This window comes from Salinicoccus sp. Bachu38 (assembly GCF_038561955.2).
GTDB classification, from domain to species: domain Bacteria; phylum Bacillota; class Bacilli; order Staphylococcales; family Salinicoccaceae; genus Salinicoccus; species Salinicoccus bachuensis.
Genome location: NZ_CP138333.2, coordinates 1,961,862 through 1,985,582, shown reverse-complemented (window position 1 = coordinate 1,985,582; position 23,721 = coordinate 1,961,862). Strand labels below are relative to the sequence as shown.

At 47.2% G+C, this 23,721-nt stretch carries 24 protein-coding genes; 13 read left to right on the top strand and 11 right to left on the bottom strand.

What is annotated here, in order from left to right; translation table 11 throughout:
- Window positions 1-208 precede the first annotated feature (208 nt).
- Complete coding sequence (locus tag RQP18_RS10150; RefSeq protein ID WP_342387579.1) at window positions 209-988, top strand: CHAD domain-containing protein; 780 nt, start codon at window positions 209-211, stop codon at window positions 986-988.
- A 65-nt stretch (window positions 989-1,053) separates the two neighbouring features.
- Here the strand turns inward: RQP18_RS10150 and RQP18_RS10145 are convergent, their stop codons facing one another.
- The gene (locus tag RQP18_RS10145) at window positions 1,054-1,932 is read right to left on the bottom strand and encodes an alpha/beta fold hydrolase (protein WP_342387578.1); all 879 of its coding nucleotides are present in this window, start codon (window positions 1,930-1,932) and stop codon (window positions 1,054-1,056) included.
- 237 nt (window positions 1,933-2,169) lie between these two features.
- Window positions 2,170-3,018 (bottom strand): MurR/RpiR family transcriptional regulator, encoded by an 849-nt coding sequence (locus RQP18_RS10140; RefSeq protein ID WP_342387577.1) that lies wholly within the window; start codon window positions 3,016-3,018, stop codon window positions 2,170-2,172.
- Between the two features lie 368 nt (window positions 3,019-3,386).
- Here RQP18_RS10140 and putP point away from each other — a divergent pair, with 368 nt between their 5' ends.
- The 5 genes from putP (at window position 3,387) to RQP18_RS10115 (ending at window position 9,039) form a co-directional block, all read left to right on the top strand.
- A complete protein-coding gene (putP, locus tag RQP18_RS10135) occupies window positions 3,387-4,856 on the top strand; it encodes a sodium/proline symporter PutP (protein WP_342387576.1) in 1,470 nt (489 codons plus the stop codon).
- A gap of 240 nt (window positions 4,857-5,096) precedes the next feature.
- The gene (locus tag RQP18_RS10130) at window positions 5,097-5,435 is read left to right on the top strand and encodes a TM2 domain-containing protein (RefSeq protein WP_342387575.1); all 339 of its coding nucleotides are present in this window, start codon (window positions 5,097-5,099) and stop codon (window positions 5,433-5,435) included.
- A 173-nt stretch (window positions 5,436-5,608) separates the two neighbouring features.
- Window positions 5,609-6,343, top strand: coding sequence for an SDR family oxidoreductase (locus RQP18_RS10125; RefSeq protein WP_342387574.1), 735 nt, complete (start codon window positions 5,609-5,611; stop codon window positions 6,341-6,343).
- Between the two features lie 88 nt (window positions 6,344-6,431).
- Window positions 6,432-6,944 (top strand): hypothetical protein, encoded by a 513-nt coding sequence (locus RQP18_RS10120; protein WP_342387573.1) that lies wholly within the window; start codon window positions 6,432-6,434, stop codon window positions 6,942-6,944.
- Window positions 6,945-7,143: 199 nt separating this feature from the next.
- On the top strand, window positions 7,144-9,039 hold the full coding sequence (locus RQP18_RS10115; protein ID WP_342387572.1) for a heavy metal translocating P-type ATPase: 1,896 nt from the start codon (window positions 7,144-7,146) through the stop codon (window positions 9,037-9,039).
- Window positions 9,040-9,260: 221 nt separating this feature from the next.
- On the opposite strand, the gene RQP18_RS10110 is transcribed toward RQP18_RS10115, so the two are convergent.
- From RQP18_RS10110 to RQP18_RS10095, 4 genes are all read right to left on the bottom strand, one after another.
- Window positions 9,261-10,475, bottom strand: a complete 1,215-nt coding sequence (locus RQP18_RS10110; protein ID WP_342387571.1) for a hypothetical protein — start codon at window positions 10,473-10,475, stop codon at window positions 9,261-9,263.
- Between the two features lie 476 nt (window positions 10,476-10,951).
- Window positions 10,952-11,170: a heavy-metal-associated domain-containing protein gene (locus tag RQP18_RS10105; RefSeq protein WP_342387570.1), complete on the bottom strand. Its 219-nt coding sequence runs from the start codon at window positions 11,168-11,170 to the stop codon at window positions 10,952-10,954.
- Window positions 11,171-11,497: 327 nt separating this feature from the next.
- Window positions 11,498-11,911: a hypothetical protein gene (locus RQP18_RS10100; RefSeq protein WP_342387569.1), complete on the bottom strand. Its 414-nt coding sequence runs from the start codon at window positions 11,909-11,911 to the stop codon at window positions 11,498-11,500.
- Window positions 11,912-12,170: 259 nt separating this feature from the next.
- Window positions 12,171-13,877, bottom strand: coding sequence for a glycoside hydrolase family 13 protein (locus RQP18_RS10095; protein WP_342387568.1), 1,707 nt, complete (start codon window positions 13,875-13,877; stop codon window positions 12,171-12,173).
- Window positions 13,878-14,276: 399 nt separating this feature from the next.
- Here RQP18_RS10095 and abc-f point away from each other — a divergent pair, with 399 nt between their 5' ends.
- Together abc-f and RQP18_RS10085 are read left to right on the top strand one after the other, a co-directional pair.
- Window positions 14,277-15,761, top strand: coding sequence for a ribosomal protection-like ABC-F family protein (gene abc-f, locus RQP18_RS10090; protein WP_342387567.1), 1,485 nt, complete (start codon window positions 14,277-14,279; stop codon window positions 15,759-15,761).
- Window positions 15,762-15,834: 73 nt separating this feature from the next.
- Entirely contained in the window at window positions 15,835-16,110 is a 276-nt protein-coding gene (locus RQP18_RS10085) for a hypothetical protein (RefSeq protein ID WP_342387566.1), read from the top strand.
- Window positions 16,111-16,228: 118 nt separating this feature from the next.
- On the opposite strand, the gene RQP18_RS10080 is transcribed toward RQP18_RS10085, so the two are convergent.
- A complete protein-coding gene (locus tag RQP18_RS10080) occupies window positions 16,229-17,968 on the bottom strand; it encodes a DUF2207 domain-containing protein (protein WP_342387565.1) in 1,740 nt (579 codons plus the stop codon).
- A 416-nt stretch (window positions 17,969-18,384) separates the two neighbouring features.
- Here RQP18_RS10080 and arr point away from each other — a divergent pair, with 416 nt between their 5' ends.
- Window positions 18,385-18,801, top strand: a complete 417-nt coding sequence (arr, locus tag RQP18_RS10075) for an NAD(+)--rifampin ADP-ribosyltransferase (RefSeq protein ID WP_342387564.1) — start codon at window positions 18,385-18,387, stop codon at window positions 18,799-18,801.
- 68 nt (window positions 18,802-18,869) lie between these two features.
- Here the strand turns inward: arr and RQP18_RS10070 are convergent, their stop codons facing one another.
- The gene (locus RQP18_RS10070; RefSeq protein ID WP_373446056.1) at window positions 18,870-19,019 is read right to left on the bottom strand and encodes a hypothetical protein; all 150 of its coding nucleotides are present in this window, start codon (window positions 19,017-19,019) and stop codon (window positions 18,870-18,872) included.
- 166 nt (window positions 19,020-19,185) lie between these two features.
- Between RQP18_RS10070 and RQP18_RS10065 the strand changes: the two genes are divergently transcribed.
- Together RQP18_RS10065 and RQP18_RS10060 are read left to right on the top strand one after the other, a co-directional pair.
- Window positions 19,186-19,368, top strand: coding sequence for a hypothetical protein (locus RQP18_RS10065; RefSeq protein WP_342387563.1), 183 nt, complete (start codon window positions 19,186-19,188; stop codon window positions 19,366-19,368).
- A gap of 127 nt (window positions 19,369-19,495) precedes the next feature.
- The gene (locus tag RQP18_RS10060) at window positions 19,496-20,845 is read left to right on the top strand and encodes a M20/M25/M40 family metallo-hydrolase (RefSeq protein ID WP_342387562.1); all 1,350 of its coding nucleotides are present in this window, start codon (window positions 19,496-19,498) and stop codon (window positions 20,843-20,845) included.
- Window positions 20,846-20,880: 35 nt separating this feature from the next.
- On the opposite strand, the gene RQP18_RS10055 is transcribed toward RQP18_RS10060, so the two are convergent.
- On the bottom strand, window positions 20,881-21,762 hold the full coding sequence (locus RQP18_RS10055) for a patatin-like phospholipase family protein (protein ID WP_342387561.1): 882 nt from the start codon (window positions 21,760-21,762) through the stop codon (window positions 20,881-20,883).
- A 154-nt stretch (window positions 21,763-21,916) separates the two neighbouring features.
- On the opposite strand from RQP18_RS10055, the gene RQP18_RS10050 reads away from it, so the two are divergent.
- Complete coding sequence (locus RQP18_RS10050) at window positions 21,917-22,126, top strand: hypothetical protein (RefSeq protein ID WP_342387560.1); 210 nt, start codon at window positions 21,917-21,919, stop codon at window positions 22,124-22,126.
- An 18-nt stretch (window positions 22,127-22,144) separates the two neighbouring features.
- The gene (locus RQP18_RS10045) at window positions 22,145-22,363 is read left to right on the top strand and encodes a hypothetical protein (protein WP_342387559.1); all 219 of its coding nucleotides are present in this window, start codon (window positions 22,145-22,147) and stop codon (window positions 22,361-22,363) included.
- A 69-nt stretch (window positions 22,364-22,432) separates the two neighbouring features.
- Here the strand turns inward: RQP18_RS10045 and RQP18_RS10040 are convergent, their stop codons facing one another.
- Together RQP18_RS10040 and RQP18_RS10035 are read right to left on the bottom strand one after the other, a co-directional pair.
- Window positions 22,433-22,681, bottom strand: coding sequence for a DUF2188 domain-containing protein (locus RQP18_RS10040; protein ID WP_342387558.1), 249 nt, complete (start codon window positions 22,679-22,681; stop codon window positions 22,433-22,435).
- A gap of 149 nt (window positions 22,682-22,830) precedes the next feature.
- A complete protein-coding gene (locus RQP18_RS10035; protein ID WP_342387557.1) occupies window positions 22,831-23,598 on the bottom strand; it encodes an SDR family oxidoreductase in 768 nt (255 codons plus the stop codon).
- Window positions 23,599-23,721 lie beyond the last annotated feature (123 nt).

Here is a 23,721-nt window from a genome sequence, read left to right as displayed (position 1 = left end):
GGCACGAGCCTTGCTATGTGTGGAGGGGGTGTGCAACACGCAGCCTTTAAATTTGTAATATTACAACTATTAAGTTAATCGTAGCAATATTTTCCATGTGCGTCAACGGTGTATTACGGCAGCCGGACGAGGGGGTGGTATGCAGATCATACGAATGAAGGTATTTCTATGGAGATGGGGGTATAGAAAAAGAAAGGGAGTGAGAAAAATGAAAGAGCTGCAAAATGTACTGCATAAGCGTACAGAAAAGCTGAATAAATCCCATACAGATTACGGGAACAACCCATATAACCCGAAGACGGCGCATTCCCTGCGTGTGAGTTCGAGAAAAATGCGGAGTCTGCTGAACTTCCTGAAGCATACTTTCGATGAGGAGGAGTATGACAGGCTCAATCGCGAATTGAAGGGCCTCGCACAAATATATGGGCCTTTAAGGGAATTGGATGTATTGATTGGACTGTGCAGTGACATTGCACTGCGGCAGCCTGACTTGAGCGACCATTACACGGAGATGTTCAAATACCTCCATCAGGAACGCGCCAGGGAGATGCGCCGGACCTTCAACAAGACGAACATCCGTGCTGCGGAGACGGCGATTGAAAGCGTCGATTCCGCCATCCACGAGTTGTCCTTTGAAATCGACGGCGACTGGGATGCCTATATCGGCAAGCGGCTGAAGAAGCGTGGCCGCAAGCTTGCTGAGGATTATGAAAATGTCGACATGGCCGACTATGAAGCGGTGCATGATATCCGTAAGCGAGCGAAGAAGCTCAGATATGCCGCCCGCTACTTCGGTGGACTGACTTCGAAGAAGCACAAGAAGATTATGAAACAGGCCAAAAAAATCCAGGACGAATTCGGAGAAGTGACCGATGCCCGGATCAACCAGCATTTGCTTGATCAGCTGGCAGAAAGAGTGGAGGATGAGGATTTGAAGATGACCTTCCAGTATATGAGCCGGATTGAAGAGCAGACGAGACAGCCTTAGGTAGTGAAAACCAAGTGATGAAATTCATATTATTGAAAACAAATGATGTGCATCGGCGATGACGGTCATACCCGTCTTTCCGACGGATGCTTCAGGAACTTCACAACAGCTTCATCGATCTCTTCTGCATGCTTGCCGAGCCAAATCAGATGCCCCCATGAATCTGTCATGATCAGACGGCTGTCCGGTATATTTTCATGTGCATGAAGCGGATGATCAGTTGGTACAGAAGCATCATTCCTGCTATGGATGATGAGTGTAGGGCAGGAGATATCCTGCAAGTACTGCTCGGTAATCTGTCCCGTCTGTGACAGGTCGATCAGGAATCCTTCTCCGGAAGACTGCCTGGCATTCATCTTCCGGACGGCTTCAACATCTCCCTCAGACATTTTGCCGGCTGCCTCTTCATAGGAGAGCGTGCTGAAGGAGGGGAGCATCCGTCTATAGACGAAGTTGGGAAAGATATTATTGAATGTTGACAGCAACTTCCAGGTGACCTTTTCAACACGGGGATGGAATATTATTCTGGATATCCTGTATAGAGCATCCTCTGGCCCCAGCCACTCTTTGGTAACAGCACTCTGGAGGACGAGCGTTTCTACTCTGTCGGGATATTTCGCTGCGAGGTGGATGCCGGATGGCCCACCGGCAGACACGGCGAGGACATGTACTTTTTCAATACCGAGATGATTCAGAAGGTCGATATAATGCGCGCCTGCTTCAGCCAAAGAGCCGCCGATCTCTTTGGAGGTCTTTCCATATCCCGGCCTAGATGGAAGGACCACAGTGAACCCTTTTTCCACGAGGGTACCGAAGGAGAAGGTTTCGTAGCAGTTGGAATGTCCGCCGTGGAGCAGAAGTACACTCTCCTGACCCGAACCTGCAATTGAATATTCAATGGAATGGCCACCGGAGCCATAAGTATGAACGCGTCTTGTCTTCATAAAGGCCCTCCTTTCCGATCCTCAGTATAATATGCCGGCTGTCATGAAGCGGCTGTAATCCAGTGTATACCTGCACTATAATATTAAGCCAGGAGACACTGCTTGTAAAATTTTATGAGAAAAGCATCATCCCAAGTTTCCCCATTCTATAATGAGTGGGTGGGAGTATAACAGGGTTCATTTTCCGGATGGATCATAAAAAGGCACAGCTTCAGGCTGTGCCTTTTTATATTGCTGTCACTCCACCATATACCCCTTTTCCTTGAGGAGGGTGGAGAGCTGTTTGATGTTGTCGACGGAATCGGAAGACTTCCGCTGTCCGAGCTCGACCACCATGATTTCAATCAGTGCCATCATCGGGATGAGTGTAAAGTACTGCTGGCTCGAATTGAGCTCGAGGACGATATCCGAAAACTTGATGATGGGGCTGAGTATGTTATCGGTAATGAAAATGACCGGAATCCCCCTTTGCTGGGCAATTTCAGCGACATCCACACTTTTTGCAAGGTGGGGGGAATATTCGAAGATGACGATGACGTCTTCGGAATCGAGATGGAGCACCTGATCCATGATGCTTTCGGAATCCTGGCTGAGCTGGCGAATACCCGGACTGAACTCCCGTACCAGGGCTTCCATATAAATTGCTGCTGCCCGGTATGGACGCATTCCGAGGAGGTTGATGGTACGGCTTTTTGCCATCAGGTCAATTGCTGCATCATAGTTTTCCAGAAGATGCGGTGTCATCATATCGTCGAGGAGGCGCAGCTGTTCCTTCCAGACAACATTGACCACCCGTCCATCATCGTCCCTATCGTAGGAAGACTGCAGGTTTTCCCATTTGTTGGAGTAGTTCTTTTGAAGTTTCAGCAGTTCCTTTTTTAAAGCATAGAAGGAATCGAACCCCAGTTCATGGATGAACCTGAGGACGGTCGTCTTGCCGACCCCTACCTGTTTCGATAGCTCGGCTGCACTCATCAGAGTGACGTCCTGATGGTTTTTAAGTATATAGTCGACCAGATACCGGTGCTTCTTCGTCATCCTGTCCTTGTTTTCAATCAGATAGTTCAATATGTTGTCGTTGCCCATAAGTTCACCCCGAAATGTATATAATACTTCATGACTACTATAACAGAGGATGGATGATTGTTAAACATAAAATGGTCCATGTGGTCCGTTTTTTCATAAAATAAGGTTTACAACGGTCCATTTTAGTGTTAGATTGTTTTACTGTAGAGTAAAAAACCAGCCCAGTGAGGCTGAATGATAATTTGAAGGAGGGTGATTAGATGACAGAGACACTTACTATTTTACTTGTGCTTATTCCAATGCCCATGCTTCTGCTGCTATCAATACTAGACGTTGTGAAACAATCGTCGGGCGAGACCCGGAGACACGAAAAGGGTATGAAGCATTCGCTGAACTAAATCAATAGGGTAAGGAGCATGCACTGAAACATGGATTATATTTCACTCACAGCATTTTCGCTGTATTTCATATTTATGCTGATGGTCGGTTATCTGGCCTATAAGAAAAGTAATGATTTTTCCGATTATGTACTGGGCGGGCGTGAGCTCGGCCCTGTTGTTGGGGGCATCAGCACCGGCGCTTCGGACATGAGCGGATGGCTGCTCCTGGCATTTCCCGGCGCAGTATATGCCACAGGACTCTCCGGGGGCCTCTGGATGGCGATCGGACTTACCATCGGGTTCTATCTGAACTGGAAGTATGTCGGGAACAAGGTCAGAAAATACACGATCGTATCCGGTGACGCACAGACACTGCCGGAATTTCTGGCCAACCGGACACGGGATACTTCCAAAATCATCAAGGTCGTATCTGCAATTTTCATCATCGGATTTTTCACATTCTATGTATCTTCCGGACTTGTCGCCGGCGGTCTTCTATTCGAGCAGACATTCGGCGTTTCCTATACAATCGGGGTGCTGCTGATTGCGGCAGTCGTCCTTATATATACATCAACAGGCGGGTTCTTTGCCGTCACATGGACGGACTTCGTGCAGGGGATCATCATGCTCGTTGCCGTCGTCCTGGTACCTGCCGTGACATTTTTCGCACTGGGTGGCTGGGATAATGTCATCAGCGGGGTGGACCAGGTTTCACCTGACCGGCTGAATGCCTTCTCGGGCATTACCCAGCTAGGCATCATCTCGGCACTCTTCTGGGGCATACTGGGGTACTTCGGCCAGCCCCATGTCATACTCAGATTCATGGCTTTCAACTCTTCCAGAGATATCACGCTCGGCAGAGCCGTCTATACGAGCTGGAATGTCATTGCGATGTATGGAGCCGTTCTGATCGGCGTCGTCGGTACCGCGTACTTCGGCTCCAACCGCCTGGACAACCCCGAGTCGGTCTTCATCCAGTTGACCCATACGCTCTTCCATCCGATCATCGCCAGCATCCTGCTGGTAGCGCTGCTTGCTGCTGTAATGAGCACAGTCAGCACCCAGCTGCTCGTTTCAGCCACAAGCCTGACCGAGGACCTATACAAAGGACTGTTCAGGAAGAATGCCAACGAAAAGGAACTGTTCTGGATCATCCGCGGGTCCATCCTGCTTGTCATCACTTTTGCGACCCTTGTAGGGCTGGATCCCAACTCTTCAGTACTCGGTCTGGTCGGATATGCATGGGCAGGCTTCGGCGCCGCATTCGGTCCGGCATTGCTGTTCTCGCTGTTCTGGAAAGATACGACGAAGAACGGCGTGCTTGCCGGAATCCTCACAGGAGGCATCACTGTCATACTTTGGAGCATGCTGACAGATGGTGGCATCATTCCTTTCGAACTGTATGAACTGATACCAGGATTCCTATTCTCATCTCTCGCAATCGTAATGTTCTCCAAAGTCGGTTCAGCACCGACTGCGGACATGAGACGCGAATTCGAAATGGCCAAAAGAGGCTGATCAATAACAAGTAAATGGAAATTGTAAGCTCCCTTGAAAGTCTGCACTTTTATAAGTCTTAACTTTCAAAGGGAGTTTTTCATGAATTGATAATTTATAAAGAGGTGCTATAACTTGAACTGCTCATGAGTAAAGCTCAAACTAAATTCTATAATACCCACATAAATAGTTATATTTTACAATATACATTTATGGTATACTTTGTAAAAGTTACTAATTTATTAGAAGGGGGTAAACGGTATGTCAAATTTACATATAAAGAGGGAAATGAGTACAAAAGATCTAACTATACTTAGTAGTGAGATGGATAAATCACAGAAAAGTAAGGGTATAGCATTTATTTTATGGTTCTTCTTGGGCGGTTTTGGAGGTCATAGATTTTACATGGGAGATATTGGTTATGGCATAGCTCTGGCGGCAGCAACTATAATCGGCGGACTATTAACACTTGGTTTATCTTTATTTGTAACAGGGATTTGGGTATTGGTTGATGCTTTCTTCATCAGCGGGCGAGTAGATACTATAAATGAGATGCAAGAAAGGGAAATCATTGCCAATTTGGGGTTGGCAAGAGAATGAGTAAAGCCTGACTATCTGAAGAGATTAGTCAGGCTTTCTTTTTTAGACAGTTGAGGAAAACGATTTATATTCTGCCTGAGATAACTTATAGTGGCTCTATAAGCTCTACTGTAACTGTTGCTGATTTAATAATTATAAATGGTGATGAGTCTAGCAGACAGGAGGAAACGTCCATGTATAAGAGAATATTGATCACCGGCGTCAGCAGGCCGGGCGGCATCGGAAGCGAATTGGCACGGAGGTTTTCAGAGTCGGGATACGCGGTCTACGCGCATGGATCCGGAAAATATGATGAAGCCATCGGCTATGGGGATGCAGGCGAAAAGAACCCCATGGAAAAGGTCATAAGGCTTAGGGATTCGGACCTCTCTACAAAAGAAGGGGTGGAAAAGCTGCTTGCTGAACTCTCGAAGTATGAACCGGTCAGCCATATGATCCTCTGTCATGCATACAGTACAGAGTGCGAAATGGAAGATTGGACATTCGAAGAGATCAACAGCCATCTGCTGACGAATGTCACTGCGAGCATGCTGCTGATCCAGGCGTTCCGGAAGCACTTCGAAGACACTGCAGGGTGCATCACCCTGTTCACCTCCGGTCAGGGAATGGGCCCGATGACAAATGAAATTCCCTATGCAGTATCGAAGGCGGCAGTTGCCAATCTGGCGGTGCAGGCCGCCCACATTCTGGGCAGGATGGATGTCCGTGTCAACGCTGTGAATCCGGGTCCAACGGATACGGGCTACATTGAAGATCCGGAACTCTACCGGGAGATTGAAAACCGCTTCAATGCAAAACGGTGGGGCACACCATCCGATGTCGCCAACCTTCTCCTGTTCCTCCACAGTAGGGAAGGGGCATGGATTACAGGACAGGTGATCAACAGTGAAGGCGGCTTCAGACGGTAGGGCAACAAGGTGATATGGAGTTCTTTAATATCCTTTTGATAGGGTATAGGTGAAGGTGTAAGTATACCATTTGAAAGTGGGTTGAAATATGGAAATCTTCTATCAAAAAGATGAGAACAACGCTTACCAGACGATCCGGACGGAAATCGATGCGACGAAAGAGCGGATTTTCAACTACATCGGGACGACAGAAGGCATCAGGCAATGGTTCCCACAGCTGTCCTTCAGAAAGACTGGAGATGAACACCAGCTGCTGTTCGATCTGGGAGACGAAAAGTATGAGGAGATGGATGTGCTGGTCCATGAAGAACCGGAGCACATCAGATTCACGTGGGATATCGGAGAAGTGGACATGCGGCTGAAGTCTTCCGGCTATTATACAGAGCTCATATTCGAAGAGAGGTTGCCTTATGCGTTCGGGCCCGTGACCCAGGATTTCACAGGATGGCAGTTCCAGGTCGAAAATATCAAGCATATTGCCGAAACTGGGGAACCGAGACCACCGGAAGATCATGACTTCAAGGTGGAGGAGGATAAGGTCGCAGAAGCGCTGGAACAGGCAGGAAACGGAGAAGAGGGGAATGAGGGAACTTCTGATTAGAAGCTTCCACCTCAAGGGTCAGCCATTATATATAATGGCTGTTTTTTTTCATTCATATGTATGCTGTAACCCGTCTGAGCGAATAATCTTTCACTTGCTTCCAATACTTGACCGGCGTCAATTTTTAAATCGCGTGCTGACTCTATAATTATAAGTAACAAGAAGCACGGATTTAAAAATAAAGGAAGAGGTGGCACTTATGAGCAAGTGGTTCAATAGGCATCTAAATCAATTGATGTACATTTCAGGCGCATTGATCTCAATCGGCATACTGGCCAGAATACTTGGCTACAGTGAAGTCACAAACATCACTTTCATCGTTGCAACAATCACCGCAATCGGTCCAATCATCAACAAGGCATGGATGGCACTGACAATGAAGAGCTTCAGCATCGAACTCCTCATCACCATCGCAGTCATCGGGGCGATGTTCATCCAGGAATACACGGAAGCAGCCATTGTCACATTCCTGTTCCTGTTCGGGGCATACCTCGAGAAGCGGACACTGAATAAGACGCGGAGTTCCATCCAGTCCCTCGTGGATATGGCACCGGCAACGGCAACGGTCATACGGGATGACGAAGAGATGGAACTGGATGTGGACGAAGTGGAAGCGGGCGACCATGTCATCGTGAGGCCGGGCGGCAAAGTGCCGGTCGATGGCACGATCCTGAGCGGCCAGGCCCACATCAACGAAGCCGCCATCACAGGGGAATCCAACCTGCGGTTCAAGACTGAGGAAGCGGACGTCTTCAGCGGCAGCGTGCTGGACAGCGGCTATATTGAACTGACAGCAACGAAAGTCGGGGAGGATACGACCTTCTCCAAGATCATCGAACTGGTGGAGGATGCGCAGGAACGGAAGAGCGGCACAGAGAAGTTCCTCAACACGTTCGCACAGTACTACACACCATCGATCGTCGCACTCGCAATCATCGTCTATTTCCTTACACGGAACCTGCATCTCGCCATCACGTTCCTCGTCATCGCATGCCCGGGCGCACTGATCATCGGTGCACCGGTCGCATATGTGGCAGGCATCGGCAATGGCGCGAAAAACGGTGCTCTCATCAAGGGTGGAGAGGTCATCGACAACTTTGCGAAGGTCGACACGGTCATCTTTGACAAGACGGGAACATTGACGGAAGGCAGCCCGACTGTAACAGACATCACGATATTCGATAGTACAGATGAAGAGAACTTCCTGAAACAGGTCGCAAATGTCGAGATGGTCAGTGAGCATCACCTTGGACAGACCATCGTCAAGGAAGCGAAATCGAAATCCATTGTTGTGGCCAAGGATACAGTCGAAGACGCGGAAGTCATCAAAGGCAAAGGCGTCAGCGGCATATTCGAAGGCGCGAAGTATATCATCGGCAACAAAAAACTGATGGAGGACTACAATATTGAGCTTGATACGGATACTGAAGCAAAGTATATCGAGCAGCAGAAGGCAGGCAACACCGCAATATTCGTCGCACGGGACGACCGGATCGTCGGCATCGTCTCCATCATGGACAAGATCAGACAGGATGCCTTCACTGCCATCCAGACACTGCGGGATAAAGGTGTCGGTTCGCTTGTCATGCTGACGGGGGACAACTACCACTCGGCGAAGAAGGTCAGCGACATCCTCGGACTGGACGGCTTCCGCGCCGAACTCATGCCTGACGACAAAATGAAGTATATCGAAGATGAGAAGGAGCGCGGCCGCAAGGTGATGATGGTCGGCGACGGCATCAACGATGCACCCGCACTCGCATTCGCAGACGTCGGCATCGCCATGGGACATGGCGGAACGGACATCGCAATGGAGACGGCAGACGTGGTGCTCATGGGCTCGAGGATGGAACAGCTGGCACACGGGTTCACGATATCCAGGATGACTTATAAGGTCATACTGCAGAACACAGCCATTGCACTGCTCACCGTCGCCCTGCTGCTCGGTGGTGTACTTTACGGCTACATCCACCTCGCCAGCGGCATGCTGATCCACGAAGTGAGCATCCTGCTCGTCATCCTGAACGCAATGCGGCTCAGGAGGATCAGGGAACATGCACCGAAGGAAAAGAAACTGCAGGAACGCTACAGTTAAAATAGAAAAATTAAGAGTGCTGCTCCGGAATTTCGGGAGACAGCGCTCTTCTGCATTCTCTGGGTAGTCAAAATAAAATCATGGAAACAAAAAGAAACCGGGCGGGAGGTCCGGTTTCTGGCGTTCATTCCTAGCTGGATTTGACGCTCTCGACTTCGTAGCCAAGTTTTTCGATAAGTTCTCTGATTTCATCAGGGCTGATCTTGCTCTGACCCGTACGCTTAATAGCTAGTATCACTTACTTGTGTGTAGTCAATAATTGCAAAGGTTTCTTTGCTCATAATGTAATTTACGTTTGAAACTCTTTTGCCGTTTGAACTGGCATGTGAGTAAACTCTAGAGGCGTCTAACTCTACTGTCCCATTACCTAGATCAGTGACATCATTTAAAGTGACCTCATAGGTCGTATGATTTTTATAATCCCCACTGGATTTATTTGAGATGATTTTATCGTAAGCTGGAGTTCCTTCTTTGAGATAATAAAAAATATCATCTTCATCATCGTTTAAAGTGTAATTGTAGTAGGCAGCTAACCGATATAGGTACTCGTTGATGAGGCCTTCATACATCTTGAAATCATCAGCACTGATCTCTTCAGATTCTTCAGCCTCGATATTAGGATTTTCTTCAAATAGACTGCGTTTAATTGTACCTATTACTTGACCGTTGGGCGTACCAATAGTGGTAGCTCCTGTAATATAATATCGGCCATCATCGCCCTCTCCTTCATAATTATAGTATGGAAGTCCGTTATGTGTTTTAGACCCATCATCATAACTTTCTGGTTCCCCTAATGCTTTATACAAATCACTTTCTGGAACGCCTGCATAATAGTAAACAGAATCTACGTAGTTATAATCTGGATCAATTGTATTATCAGAACCGTCATTCCCTGGGCCGAATGGGACACGGTGCTCATATACTACTGCCAGGTTTCCATAGAATGCAGGAGAAGCACCGCTAGTATAGAGTGTAAAATCGTAAGGGCCATATTTTTCTTCCACTTCTGTTTGTGACATTCCTGGAGTAATTGCATCTTGTGCAAAAGTACCATCTGCATTACCAGTAGTGGTTCCGAGTAGTTGGGATTTTACCTCGGAGGAATTGATATCGAAATCAAGGGCTGTTCTATTTTCACTTAACGAAGCATTGTCATCTGAATCTTTTGAAGCTGTTGCAGATTCTTGTGCATCTTTGGAGGAGTCTGATTCATCTTCCTTATCGTTTTCTTCATCCTCCGCTTCTTTCTGTTCTTCAAGATCTTTACGCAACTCTTCATTCTCTTTTTCCAATTTTTTGCGCTTGAGTTCTTCGTTTTCCTCTTCAAGTTTAGCTGTTTCTTCAGCAGTCTCACTGGCACTGGCATCGCTCACATCTTCCGAGGTTGATTCTTCATTTCCACACGCAACAAGGAACAGGGACATCATCAATAACATCAAGAGTCTCTTCAATACCATAACCTACTTTCATATTGTGTATATAGTTACATATAGTATACTCTAATTTTAGAAAATATTGGGATTAATTTTCATATAATTATAACTAGCTTAATAGAGGAGTGGTCAAGACTTCCCTTGCTCTTCCAAGCTATAGAGTCTCTAGGCCGAAGTGAAATCGAAATTATAATTATGAAAGTCTATGAATTATGCATAATAGATGTCTAGGGCTGTTTCATGTACATATTTGCGATAGAGTCTCTCCTATATATATGAACCAAAAAATGGCCTTAGGTAAGTAGGAAACAGTTATTTTGCTTTTTCAAGAGAGTGTTTGATTTTGTTTAAAAGATATATATCAGAGTGCTGTCTGCCGGGATCCCGGCAGACAGCACTCTTCTGCGTGTTCTAGACAGATGGAATAAACATAGGGAAACAAAAAAACCGGACATGAGTCCGGTTTCTGACGTTCGTTCCTAGCTGGATTTGACACTTTCGACTTCATAGCCGAGTTTTTCGATGAGTCCTTTGATTTCATCAGGGCTGATCTTGTTCTCGTCGTGTTCTACTTTGACCTTGCTGGAGTTGAACAGTACCTTCGCTGTGTCTACGCCTTCACTTTTATTCAACGTCCCCTCGATCTTCTTGATGCAGCTTGGGCAGGTGAATGTTTCTGTCTTAAGATTCGTTTTCATGATATTCTTCCTCTCCTTAATAGTGTTTCCTTATCTCAATTACTATTATAGGGCAGAGGAGGAAAATAAAAATTGACGCACATCAATTATGGCGAAATAGATGAAGTATATGAAGAAGTTGATGTTGCCTTTGTTGGGGATTTAAGTACAGGACAATTATTCAAGTACAAGCGTGAATAAGATCATCAGGAATGAAATTTATCATAAATGATACGGTTTATCTTAATATAGTTTCCTTCGCCAACATTAGCTAAAACAGTTTTTGTTCATGATTTTACTTCCCTTAATGATGAGACAGTGCCTTTCCCTGTTTCCGCCGGCTATAGTTTATTCTACAACCAGTCTATAGGTATTGAAGAATAGGGAAGTTGCTCCTAAGATAATGACAGCAATAAATAGCAGTAACCCCAGTATCCCTGACCACTCATTATCATAAGGCGTACCAGTAAACATGATATAAATATTGGCTGAAAGGAAATAAAGAAGCGTGATGACAAAAAGCATGTTTGATATCTTGCTCAAAGTGGTCCTTCTGAGTGTAATGACATCCCCATGTTTTACATGAACCTGGTCACTCCGATTCATGAATTGGACATATTTCAATTGTCCTTCTTCTCCAGGGATTGGTACAATTTTTTCCTGGAAGCCTGAAAGGGAGGCTACCATCTCACCATTGAATTCCAGACTGATGGGTGTAAGGGCATCAAGTAGTCCAGTGCACCGTTTTATAGTAATCTCCATAATGTCCTGTCTCCTTCACAATATAGAATATAGATCTTTTCTTCTTATTCTGATAGCCACTATAGGAAGAGATCAACCTTCACATATTCGTATACCATATAAGTTATCACAGAAGGATCCTGCATCAAATTAGCTAGGATAAGGTTGATGGAAGTGCAATCCTACTGCCAGCTTAATGATAAAATTCTTGAATGGCATATACTGAAATGCGTAAATGAAAAGACAGTCCCCCTATAAAAGGAGAACTGTCTCGTTTGATTTATTCATCTTTAACAAATACGGCGGCTCCATATGGAGAGAGGTGCAGCCTTCCGCCTTCCAGGCTGTTGCCGTCATTTTCAAGGACAATGTGATCCGATGTCCATTCCTCTGCGATTTCGATCGTATCCTCTTCTTCTGAAAAGTTGCAGCAGACCAGTGCCTCTTTATCGTCCAAAGTCCTTCTGTAGGCATAGAGTGTGTCCTTCGTCTCCAGCATTTCATAGGCGCCTTCCTGGAACAGTTGCGTTTTCTTCAATTCGATCAGTTTCCTATAGAAGTGGAGGATGCTGTTTTCATCCTTCTCCTGGTCTTCCACATTATATTTGGTTTCACGGTTATACAGTGCCCACGGGCGCCCGTCTGTGAATCCGACTTTTTCACTATCTTCCCACTGCATGATGCCCCGGCCGACATCCCGGGCGGTAAGATTCAGATGACCCATGATCTTATTGTGGTCCCATCCGACTTTTTCCGCTTCCTGGTAGAAATCCATCACCCCGGCATCCGGTATGTTGCCCGGGTCATCAAAGGCGGTGTTTTTCATGCCGATCTCTTCTCCGTTATAGATGATGGGTATCCCTTTCTGCAGATACAGCAGCACAGCCATCATCTTGGCCGTATTATCACGGTGTTCCGGAGATGCGCTACCATATTTATGAGGTGAGCGCGGCATATCATGGTTCGTCCAGAAAAGGACCGGTCCGCCGGCCTCGCCTTCCTGCTCCTGGAATGTCTTCTGCACTTCCTTGAATGCCTTCAGATCCAACGGTGCGTGCTGTTTTCCTCCCGGTACAGCATCGTCCTTCTCATCCTCCTTCTCCGGAAAGTACTGCATCGTGATGATTTTATCCACCATGTTGTTTTCCGGGTCTGTGTACCACTGTGTCAGTTCGGCATCTGCACTCGTAGCCTCTCCGACAAGAAAGACATCTTCTCCGGCATCTTTAATTGAACGGTTCATTTCACTCAAATGATCCGGAATCTTTTCGCCATTCTCATTGAGGTCCTGTCCCGGACCTGTTCCATCAGGATGTTCCGGAAAATCCTTGTCGACATCGATATAGATGAACGCGTCCAGCCGGAAGCCATCGATTCCTTTTCCAATCCAATATTTCAATACTTCTGCCATCTCTTCCCTCAAAGGCGGATGATCCCAGTTCACATCCGGCATGGACTGCTTAAAGAGATGCAGGTAGTACTGATCTCCATTGAGCTCCTTGCTCCAGGCGGAACCACCGAAAGCCGCTGTCCAATTATTCGGATATGGACGGTTGTCCTTGCCATTTGCCCATATATAATAGTCGCGGTAGGGGTTCTCCGGACCTTTCAGCGCTTCCTGGAACCAGGGGTGCTGGTCGGATGTGTGGTTCAGGGGGAAATCGAATATGATTCTCATGCCTCTGTCCTTCAGTGCCCTGATCAGCCGTTCTCCATCCGCTTCAGAGCCGAAGAGGGGATCAACTTTCGTGTAGCTGATGACATCATACCCATTGTCTTCCTGGTTGGACAGGATCATCGGATTGATCCAGACCGTATTCACACCCAGTGATTCAATATAGTCCAATTTTTCCAATATGCCGTTGATGTCTCCAATCCCGTCTCCATCCGTATCCTTGAAACTTCTTGGATAGATCTGGTAGATGATTGCGTCTTCCCACCATTTTCTATGTCTCATCATGTCACCTTCCAAATTTTTTTCGTTCATGTAGTATCTTCCCCAAAATTTTTTCAAGTAATCTCAAATGATGGTACGAGAAGCGAACAGTGGGAAAAGTATTGGTTCATCCAGGAAGTGCCCATCAATAAATCGATGACGTGACATTGGATTGGAACGCACTCAAACTATGTTCGGCAGAATGGGGTCGGTTGTTTATAATCGGCTGTAATGATAGAATTATGGTAACAATTCTAAGGGGTGAACTTTAGGCCGATGAAAAAATAATTCTTATTCTAACCGACAGCATAATGCATCATGGCTTATTCAGTGATGGCAAATTTATGTTGGGATAAGGATTATATCGGATGAAGTGGACAGGTATGTCTATTTAGTACACCCATCTTTTGGTATATCACCTTATTCCGACAGGAATAGAGGTGTTTTTTTATGTTGGAAATCAATGATCTGACATTGGAAGTTAATGGAGAGGAATTACTGCACGTGGACCGGATCAGGGTGGCAAGACGGAAAATAATCGGACTGGTCGGACGCAACGGATCTGGAAAGACGACATTGTTCCATTATATTTTGGAAACTCATGATGATGTGAATTATATTCCACAAATCAAGGAAACGGATGAGACGAAGAGCGGTGGAGAAACGACAAAGACCTATTTGCTGGAAGGCTTTGCACAGCGCAGTCGGATATTCCTGTTGGATGAACCCACCACACACCTGGATGAAAATAATATAAAACGGCTGACAGGCAAGCTGAAAAGATATGATGGGATTGTGGTCATCATTTCGCATGACCGGCATTTTCTGGACCAGGTCGCTCAGGAAATATGGTCCATCGAGCAGAAGGCACTTTACAAATATCCGGGCAACTATACAAAATTCAAGGAAATCGAAGAGGAGAAAGTGAAACGCCAGCAGGAAGAATACCGTCAGTATCTGAATGAAAAGAAAGCGCTGGAGAATAAGATTGCGCGCAAAAAAGACCAGGCATCGAGGTCGAATGTAGCTGGCGGAGTGGATCATGGGGACAGTGGCTCAAGCCCCTATTTCAATAAGCTGCAGAAGAAATTGCACAGTACTTCGAAGGCGATGGAATCGCGGCTCGATCATCTGGAAAAAAAGGAGAAACCAGTGGAGGATAAAGAGATCGTCTTCCACAATAGTGTAAAGCGCAAGTACGGCAATAAGATGATCATACGATATGACAAGGATGTGAAGATTGGGGAGCGGACCTTAATAAAGCGTCCGAAATTATATATCCGCAACGGCGAGAAAGTGGCAGTCAGTGGCCCGAACGGCAGCGGTAAGACAACGCTCATCAACCAGGTCGTTTCCGAGTATAAGGGACAGCTTGAAATCGGATATTTTCATCAGAACCTGGAAGGCTTGGATGAAAATATGAGTATATTGGAAAATGTGATGGCTGATGCAATATATGACGAAACTACCGCAAGAACAGTCCTCGGACGGCTGAATATCCGGCGTGATGCGGTGTATAAGCCTGTGAAGCTAATCAGCGGGGGAGAACGCATAAAAGTCCAACTGGTGAAAATACTGATGATGGATATCGCTATCCTGATTTTGGATGAACCGACCAACTATCTGGATGTGCATTCAATCGAAGCATTGGAATCCATGATTGAAAGCTATCCCAATACGGTCATCATCGTCAGTCATGACAGACGATTCAAAGAAAATGTGACGGATCGGGAATACATCATCAATGATGGAATGTTGAAAGAGAATGTGGAAGTGCGGCAGAAAGACAGGAAAGAGGAAGACCTGATGGTCATTGAAAATAAAATATCACAAGTCTTGAGTGATATGGCTGATGGTTCCGTAGAAGAACTGGATATGGAATTCAGTCGTCTTCTGGAAGAAAAGAGGAAACTGCTTCAAGATGATGGATGTTAAGTGATAGACTGGAGTCAAGACTGGTTACAACAATTCCACTTTTAAGAAAAAGCAGGGAAATGGAGGAAAGTATATGGAAACCATGCTTTTGAGCATATTAGCCATTCTGGTATTTATGGTGTTCATACTGATGAGCAAAATAGACAGGCTGGAAGGCCGCATGAAGAATACACAGCAGATTCTGGAGCAGATTGCAGCGCAGTACGACATGCCTGAAAATCCGATCAATGATGAACTGCGTCATCTCATTAATGACGGCAAGGAAATCCAGGCGGTCAAGCGGGCCAGGGAAGCCCTCGGCCTCTCGCTCGTCGAGGGCAAGCAGTATGTGGACAAGCTGAAAAGGTGATTCGTCCATACTGCAGGATGCAGCCCATCACTCTTACAAAATCTCTCAGAGTAGGGCGCCTTTGACACCGGTCCTACATTACTTCACACTGTCCAGCCGCTTTTTATTTTCGTCATTTCTAGCGGGCGCCGCCACCGCCTCCGCCTCCGGCACCAGCGCCGCCACCCATGCCCGTCGATCCTCCGCCGCCTGAAGCGGCTGAAGAGTTGACGGAACTGAATCCGCCCTGGCCGAGGCCTTTCGACCAGCTTTGTGATGTAAGATACGAGCCGTAGTAGTAATGTATCAATACTGGATATGCTGTCTGATTCTCCTCATTCGGGGTCAGTTTGGACAGGTGCTTCCTGACGTCATCGCCTTCGCCGACGAGCATGCTCCAGATGATATGGGTCCTGTAGGCGTCATCCTCTTCATAAATCCGGCGGTAATCCTCTTTCAGATAATTTTTATACTGGGAGAGCTGGTCGAGCAGCCGCTCGCCTTTTTCAGTCGGTGACTCTATCGGCACCGTAATTCCCCAGACCTTATCTTTTCCAAATTTGAAATAGCCATTCTCCTCGAGCCAGCGCTTTGAATACTCCACGATTTCATCAGCGACTGTGCCGACTGCCTTTGCATGCTTCTTCGACCATTTCCTCAATGCCTTTTCCTCGATGAAACCTTCAGCGTCCGCAGTATCGAGCATCATTCTCCATAACAACGGTTCGTAGCTGCCTTCCAGATCATTGTCCTCCAGTTGTTCACTCACTTCCTTGAAGGAGTAGGAATACCCTTCCATCAGTTTCTGATAGTCATGGATGATGATTTTTGGCGTTCCTTCATCAAGCTTCTGGCCGTCCTTCCGATCGATTTCAATCGTGATTCTCCCTTCGTCCATCCATTTCATCAAATATGCCTGGAATATATCTTCAAAGTAGCTCATTTGCAGATGGTTGAAAACATAGGAGAGCCCTGCGTAATCATCGATTTCAGGCGGTCTTTCGGCTTCACGCCCTTTATTCCTCCGTTTGATATAGTGTGCTGAATCCACATGTCCGCCCTTATTCTGTCTCCTGGAATACTTTATGAAGAAGGTGACGATTGCTGCGAGTCCAGCACCGAAGGCACCGACGATCGCGGCGATGGTCCCGCCGCTGAGACTGCCGTCATCGTAGATCGAGCCGTCCATGGCCGCCGCCGCTTCCTCTTCGAGCGTCCCGTCATCGGTTACGTCCGTATTGAAGGTCCCTTCAGGGAAGTGCATCAGCAGCACGACATCATTGCTGCTCGTCAACGTCTCCCCGGCGGTCCAGCGGATGCCGTCATCCACCGCAACGATGTCCCCTTCAAAGCCGAATCCCCAGAAGCGGATATCTTCATCATTGAGCGGGACATCGGACGTCACATCCATTATGAAATTATCCGTCGGCAGTTCGGTGAATGTATCGAAGTTCCAATACAATGACTGGCCGTCCTCCAGATTGCGCACCGCATTCTCCAGCGTGTAGTTCACGACATACGTCTGTTCGCCGTAGTCGCCGATCCCCCAGACGAGCTCGGTCCCGTCATCAGTATCGATCATACCGTACCGGCCCGCCTTCTCTTCCAGATCCGCGTCCATATCCCAGTTCTCTTCTTCCGTAAAACCTTCGACCGAGAAATCGGTGACTTCGACTTCGCCCATATCGTCATCGTCGAATACCATATAATTTTCCGTTCCTTCAGTCATATCGGCCTGTCGCGTCTCCGTCACCGTCACCGAACCGTCCGAATTGATCTCCACATCCATGTGCATATTGGTGATTTCATTGGCTTGAGCGGCTCCACTGAGCATCAGGACGGCTGCGAAAGCGACCATCACTCCCATAATATATTTCATGTTTTACCCCTCTCATCATTAAAACGTGATTAATATCCTTGTTATCATTATTCCACTTTATGCTAAAAAAATGAAATGCTATCACATGGAGTTTATGTGATAGCATTTTCTGTTCCATATATTCTTGCAGTCCTTGACTCGAGGAGGACCAATGAAAGGCTGTACCAGGGGAGCGATGCAGATATGGAGTTTTGGATATTCATGGCTTAAGTGCAAAAGCACCAGGTCGAGACCAGGTGCTTTTTATATGGGACATATAAATATTTTTATTCGAGTGGATATTTAATTCGCTTTTACTGTCTGCGCTTCCACCTTTATTATACACCATGTAAAAAGTGAATTATAGACTGCACATACTATGATAAACGGTATATACTGGCTTCAGCTTGAAAATACTATTCTTGGGAGTGTTGTCGATGTTGGAGAAGGAAAAAGTATTGGACGAAGGCCCGTTCTTCCATGGTACAAAAGCAGGATTGTCCCTTGGTGAAATGCTGGCACCCCAATTCCAGTCCAACTATCAGGACAGGAAGTCGAACTATATCTATTTTACAGCGACACTCGATGCTGCAAAGTGGGGTGCTGAACTGGCGCAGGGTGAGGGCAGGGAAAGAATATATATAGTAGAGCCCACAGACACATTTGAAAATGACCCGAATGTTACGGATAAGCGTTTTCCCGGCAATCCGACCCGTTCATACAGATCCAGTGCACCACTCAGGGTTGTGGCGGAACTGGCGACTTGGGAGCGCCATTCGGAAGAGATGCTCAACCACATGCGCGAGAGTCTGCAGAAACTGCGTGAAGCGGGAAAGGATCTGATAGAGGATTGAGCGCAGTTGCTGGCTGCTGCTTTATTTGGTTCTCAGGCGTTCCATGTATAATATCTCGTGTATGGTTGTCAACTGGTGGTCATCAGGGCTCGTTTCGGGTTCGAAGCTGTCTTCATCGAGGCGAGCTTTCTTGCGAAGCGTCCGAAATGGTTGATTATGCTTATGACCTCATCAGTGACGGCTTCTCCTGCTGAGGATGCAGGGATTGAACAGGGCATGCCTTTTCTGTTGGCAAATGTAAAAGTGCATGGAAGTATGCCCCCTCAAAATTCCATCATTTGGAGAGGGGCAGGGATACATATTCTACTGCTGATGAGGGTATCCCAATAAGTATAGTGAATCAGATGATTCCAGAGTGATTAATAAAAGCAGGCAGGTGATACCATGATTATCAGAATGATATTCAGTGCAGTCGTACTGCTTCTGTTCACCGTTCTTTTCATGAAGAAGTTGAGCAGGGAATCAAAAGAGCAGGGCAGGGTGTCGAAGTGGAGCATCTTTTTCCTGGTGCTGGCGGCTGTGCTGTGGATTGCCCTGATTCTTACAATATTCGGGATGGCGATGTAGAATGGAGAGGAGCCGTATTTTCTTGAACGGTATTTTTTACAATGCATAAAGAAAATAATGGCTCCTTTTTCTTCTGCCAGTACAGGCTGTTTTGGGGTGTTACATATCATAAATGAGGGGGAGAGACATGGATTTCAGAAATGTCATCAATGCAAACAAGGAAAGTTATCTGGATGAACTGTTCGAGGTGTTGAAGCAGAAGAGCATCAGTGCACAGAACGTAGGCATCAGGGAGTGTGCGGAACTGATGATGGAGAAGCTAAAAGATGCCGGCATGCAGCATGTGGAGCTGATGGAGACGGAAATCCATCCGGTCGTCTATGGGGAATATTTTGTGTCGGATGATGCGCCGACGATACTGATCTATGGACACTATGACGTCCAGCCGCCGGATCCGCTCGAGGAATGGCACAGTCCACCTTTTGAGCCGACGATTCGTGACGGCAAGATATATGCCCGCGGTGCCGGGGACAACAAGGGTCAGATCATGGCCCAGATTCTGGCCATCCGGACCTACCTTGAAGCGGAAGGTGAGCTGCCGGTGAATGTGAAGTTCCTGATCGAAGGCGAGGAGGAGATCGGCAGTGTGAACCTCGATACATTCGTGGCACAAAACAGAGGAAAGTTCGAAGCGGATCTTGTCTACACTTCCGACGGTCCGATGCTGCCGGAAGGCCATCCGTACGTACTCCTCGGTGTCCGGGGGATGCTGTATGTGGAGCTGGAAGCGCGTGAAGCGGCCTTCGACAACCATTCCGGGAATAAAGGGAACATTGTGCCGAATCCGGCCTGGAAACTGATGGACCTCCTCCGTACGATGCGTGATGCGGATGGGCAGGTGCTGATCGAAGGATTCTATGACACTGTGAAAGCACCGACTGCACGGGAATTGGAGCTGATTGAAAGTCTGCCGTTCGATCTGGATGAAGTAAGGAGGAATGTCGGCCACGAGGGCATCGAACTGACGAAAGCGGAGTACTATAGGAAGTTATGCTTCGAGCCGACCTTCAACATCTCGGGTTTTACCAGCGGCTACGGCGGGGAAGGGGCGAAGACGATCATTCCCCAGGATGCCAAAGTGAAAATTGATATGCGTCTCGTCATGGACCAGGATCCGGATATCATTTTTGAACTTATCCGAGATCATGTGGCCAAACATGCACCGGATATCATAGTGAAGAAGCTCGGCCAGATGTCTCCTTCCAGATCATCCGCCGATCTGCCGTTCATCGAACCCATCCGGAAAGCTGCCGAAGCGTCATTCGGGAAGGAAGCGTTCATCCAACCGAGTCTCGGCGGCAGCCTGCCGGACGCCGTATGGACGAAAGTGCTCGGCACACCATCGGTCATCGTCCCATATGCCAATGTAGACGAGGCCAACCATTCGCCGAATGAGAACCTGGTGGTGGAGCATTTCTACAGCGGCATTGAGACGACATGCCGGGTGATTGCTGAAATGAAGAATATCAAACTATGAAGAAAGGGAGCTGGATTTCCAGCTCCCTGTACTATTTATCCTCGTGAACCTGTCATCGGCTGCTCAGCCGTCTGTCCGAGAAATTCCTGCAACGCTTCAAACTGTGCCTTGGCATCATTCCAGCCGAGTTCATAAAGTGTCTCGAGCCGTTCCCTCTTGCGTTCGGTCCGGCCGACCTTGAGGCGCCTGCTCGGGCTGATGACGAATGCATTGCCGTCATGCTCCCGCTTGGAGATGTCATAGAGTGTTTCATTGTAGTGCCTGTAGCGGACACCGAGCTTGTCATTGATGATGGGGTGGTCCCTGTATTTGATGATCTTCGGCATCCGGCTCGGTTTCTTGAAGTAGCCGCGGGGCTTGGTGAGGATGACGACGTTTTTTCGGAAGCCGTCGCTCTCCGCTTTTCTGATCGGAATAGGGTCGGAGATGCCCCCATCGAGCAAGTGTCGATCGTTGTGCCGGACACTGGAAGCCACAAATGGAAGTGAACTTGAGGCCCTCAGCAGTGTCGGAAGGGACTCCGCATCGTAGTCCTGTTTCTTGAAATAGACCGGTTTGCCTGTGTCACAGTCGGTTGTGACGATGACGAACTCCTCTGGATTTTCAAGCAGTGTATCGGTATCGAATGGGACGAGACTGTTCGGAATCTCATCGAAAATGAAATCCATGCCAAAAAGTTCACGTTTCCGGATGTAGTTGGAGAGGGAGATGTAGCGCTTGTCTTCAACAAAGTCCAGATTGACCCGCCGGTTGCGGTCACGTTGTCTTGCAAGGTATGAAGCACCCATGCAGGCACCTGCAGAAACACCGATGACATATGGGAAATAAAGTTCCTGGCTCATGAAGTATTCCAGCACACCGGCGGTATAGAGGCCTCGCATGCCGCCGCCTTCAAGCACCAGTCCTGTGTCTGTCATAATGTACACCTTCAGTCCTTTTCAATGTAGATATCATATAATAATCCATTCTAACAGAATTTGAGACGGCAGGTAAGGATAGCGGATTATGACGAATGTTTCATATGTTAGACTTTGGTTAAGGGACTTAGGGGAGGGGAGGAGCATGAATGAAATGAATGCGACTTCAATACTGGTCGGTTTCGTCTGGATTATCGTATCGTACATTCTGCTGCATACGATTTTTCTGGACTGGACGCAATCAATGCCAACTGTCCTACCTGTAATCCTCATAGCCGGAGGTACAGTGGCCATTAAATTGATTTTTGATTGTATTATGAAGTACGACTATTTCAATAAGGACTATAAGAAAGATGAAAAGTAATTGTCAGGAGGAGAGGACATGCCTGAAATGAATAAGACCTCTTTGCTTCTCGGGCTTATATGGGTGGTTCTGTCATTTATCGCTGTGAGAACCTTCTTTATGGAATGGTTTCAGACAATGCCGGTAGTCGCTGTTGCAATTATCATTCTGGGACCGGTATTTCTGATCAGAGCAGTATTCAATGACATACTCAAGTACGATTTTTTCAACAAAGACTATAAAAAGGGCAAGAAGTGAGAACATAAATATCGCATGACACACAGGAGACTCCCCACCTGATTCAGATGGGGAGTCTTTATCGCTTGCCTATTGGTCATATTCGATCTGGTCTTCGATCTTTCCATCATCATCATGGATGATGGCTTTGGTTTTGGCCTCTTCTGCCTGCTTCTTGGCTTCGTTCACAGCCTCATTCTTATCATCTGACGTAAAGACCGGGTCGTCCTTTCCTTCTTCCTTCACGGCCCACTTCTTGTCATCGCCCGGGACTACATGGAAACGGGCATCATCTGTGCCTTCTCTTTCCTCGAAATAGTTTCCGCGGTTATCTGCCATTTCAATCCCTCCTATGAATTATATGCCATATGTTTATATTCTACCTCGGGGGTTGTCAGGCTAAACTCAGTAAATAGATGATCCCCGCCTGGAACCAGGCGGGGAGTGATATAAATATTAAAAATAAGGTGGAAGCTTCCTATATATTATTAGAATCCGGCTGTCCAGCCGCCATCGACTGTAAGCACGGTGCCGTTCACGAAACTTGAAGCTTCTGACCCGAGGAACAGTGCCGCTTCTGCGACTTCATCCGGCTGACCAGTGCGTGGTGAGAGGCCGTGTGTCATGCCCGCACGCTGCATGCCGAAGTCGCTGACGTCATTCATGCTGGAGCCGATATTCGTCTCGATTGCACCTGGTGCAATGCCGTTGACGCGGATGCCGTTCTTCGCATACATGAAGCCGGTGTTTTTCGTGAGTGCAACAACCGCATGCTTGGATGCACCATATGCCACACCCGCATGTGCACCATTCAGTCCACCTGTGGAGATGGTATTGACGATGACGCCTTCCTTCTCGTTCTCCATCCAATAGTTCACCGCCTTGCGCATTGCACGCATGACACCTTTCGTGTTGACGTCGAAAATCTGATCCCACTTCTCGTCAGTGATTTCCCCGACCGGCTCGAAGCCGTCCATGATGCCTGCATTGTTGACGAGGATATCCAGCTCTCCGTATTCACTGATTGACGTTTCAATCATATTCTCTACCTGATCCTTATCCGATACATTGACACTGACCGACTTTGCAGTACCGCCATCATCAGCAATTTCCTTCGTGACCGCTTCCGCCCCGTCTGCATTGTAGTCGGCGACAATCACTTTCGCGCCTTCCTGTGCATAGAGTTTCGCGATCGATCTGCCCATTCCTGATGCTGCCCCTGTAACAATCGCAACCTTACCTTCCAGTTTTGCCATTCATATCTCCCCTTAAAATAATTGGATTACATACTTCCATTTTATTCCTTATCCTTCGATGTGCAAGCGATTACACTCGCCGACACAAACTTTCCATAATTGCTGTCATGTTTAATAAAACCA

Excerpts from the sequence above, each read along its gene's own strand:
- RQP18_RS10150 (WP_342387579.1), top strand. The coding sequence starts at position 209 with ATGAAAGAGCTGCAAAATGTACTGCATAAGCGTACAGAAAAGCTGAAT.
- RQP18_RS10145 (WP_342387578.1), bottom strand. The coding sequence starts at position 1,932 with ATGAAGACAAGACGCGTTCATACTTATGGCTCCGGTGGCCATTCCATT.
- RQP18_RS10140 (WP_342387577.1), bottom strand. The coding sequence starts at position 3,018 with ATGGGCAACGACAACATATTGAACTATCTGATTGAAAACAAGGACAGG.
- putP (WP_342387576.1), top strand. The coding sequence starts at position 3,387 with ATGGATTATATTTCACTCACAGCATTTTCGCTGTATTTCATATTTATG.
- RQP18_RS10130 (WP_342387575.1), top strand. The coding sequence starts at position 5,097 with ATGTCAAATTTACATATAAAGAGGGAAATGAGTACAAAAGATCTAACT.
- RQP18_RS10125 (WP_342387574.1), top strand. The coding sequence starts at position 5,609 with ATGTATAAGAGAATATTGATCACCGGCGTCAGCAGGCCGGGCGGCATC.
- RQP18_RS10120 (WP_342387573.1), top strand. The coding sequence starts at position 6,432 with ATGGAAATCTTCTATCAAAAAGATGAGAACAACGCTTACCAGACGATC.
- RQP18_RS10115 (WP_342387572.1), top strand. The coding sequence starts at position 7,144 with ATGAGCAAGTGGTTCAATAGGCATCTAAATCAATTGATGTACATTTCA.
- RQP18_RS10110 (WP_342387571.1), bottom strand. The coding sequence starts at position 10,475 with ATGTTATTGATGATGTCCCTGTTCCTTGTTGCGTGTGGAAATGAAGAA.
- RQP18_RS10105 (WP_342387570.1), bottom strand. The coding sequence starts at position 11,170 with ATGAAAACGAATCTTAAGACAGAAACATTCACCTGCCCAAGCTGCATC.
- RQP18_RS10100 (WP_342387569.1), bottom strand. The coding sequence starts at position 11,911 with ATGGAGATTACTATAAAACGGTGCACTGGACTACTTGATGCCCTTACA.
- RQP18_RS10095 (WP_342387568.1), bottom strand. The coding sequence starts at position 13,877 with ATGAACGAAAAAAATTTGGAAGGTGACATGATGAGACATAGAAAATGG.
- abc-f (WP_342387567.1), top strand. The coding sequence starts at position 14,277 with ATGTTGGAAATCAATGATCTGACATTGGAAGTTAATGGAGAGGAATTA.
- RQP18_RS10085 (WP_342387566.1), top strand. The coding sequence starts at position 15,835 with ATGGAAACCATGCTTTTGAGCATATTAGCCATTCTGGTATTTATGGTG.
- RQP18_RS10080 (WP_342387565.1), bottom strand. The coding sequence starts at position 17,968 with ATGAAATATATTATGGGAGTGATGGTCGCTTTCGCAGCCGTCCTGATG.
- arr (WP_342387564.1), top strand. The coding sequence starts at position 18,385 with ATGTTGGAGAAGGAAAAAGTATTGGACGAAGGCCCGTTCTTCCATGGT.
- RQP18_RS10070 (WP_373446056.1), bottom strand. The coding sequence starts at position 19,019 with ATGCCCTGTTCAATCCCTGCATCCTCAGCAGGAGAAGCCGTCACTGAT.
- RQP18_RS10065 (WP_342387563.1), top strand. The coding sequence starts at position 19,186 with ATGATTATCAGAATGATATTCAGTGCAGTCGTACTGCTTCTGTTCACC.
- RQP18_RS10060 (WP_342387562.1), top strand. The coding sequence starts at position 19,496 with ATGGATTTCAGAAATGTCATCAATGCAAACAAGGAAAGTTATCTGGAT.
- RQP18_RS10055 (WP_342387561.1), bottom strand. The coding sequence starts at position 21,762 with ATGACAGACACAGGACTGGTGCTTGAAGGCGGCGGCATGCGAGGCCTC.
- RQP18_RS10050 (WP_342387560.1), top strand. The coding sequence starts at position 21,917 with ATGAATGCGACTTCAATACTGGTCGGTTTCGTCTGGATTATCGTATCG.
- RQP18_RS10045 (WP_342387559.1), top strand. The coding sequence starts at position 22,145 with ATGCCTGAAATGAATAAGACCTCTTTGCTTCTCGGGCTTATATGGGTG.
- RQP18_RS10040 (WP_342387558.1), bottom strand. The coding sequence starts at position 22,681 with ATGGCAGATAACCGCGGAAACTATTTCGAGGAAAGAGAAGGCACAGAT.
- RQP18_RS10035 (WP_342387557.1), bottom strand. The coding sequence starts at position 23,598 with ATGGCAAAACTGGAAGGTAAGGTTGCGATTGTTACAGGGGCAGCATCA.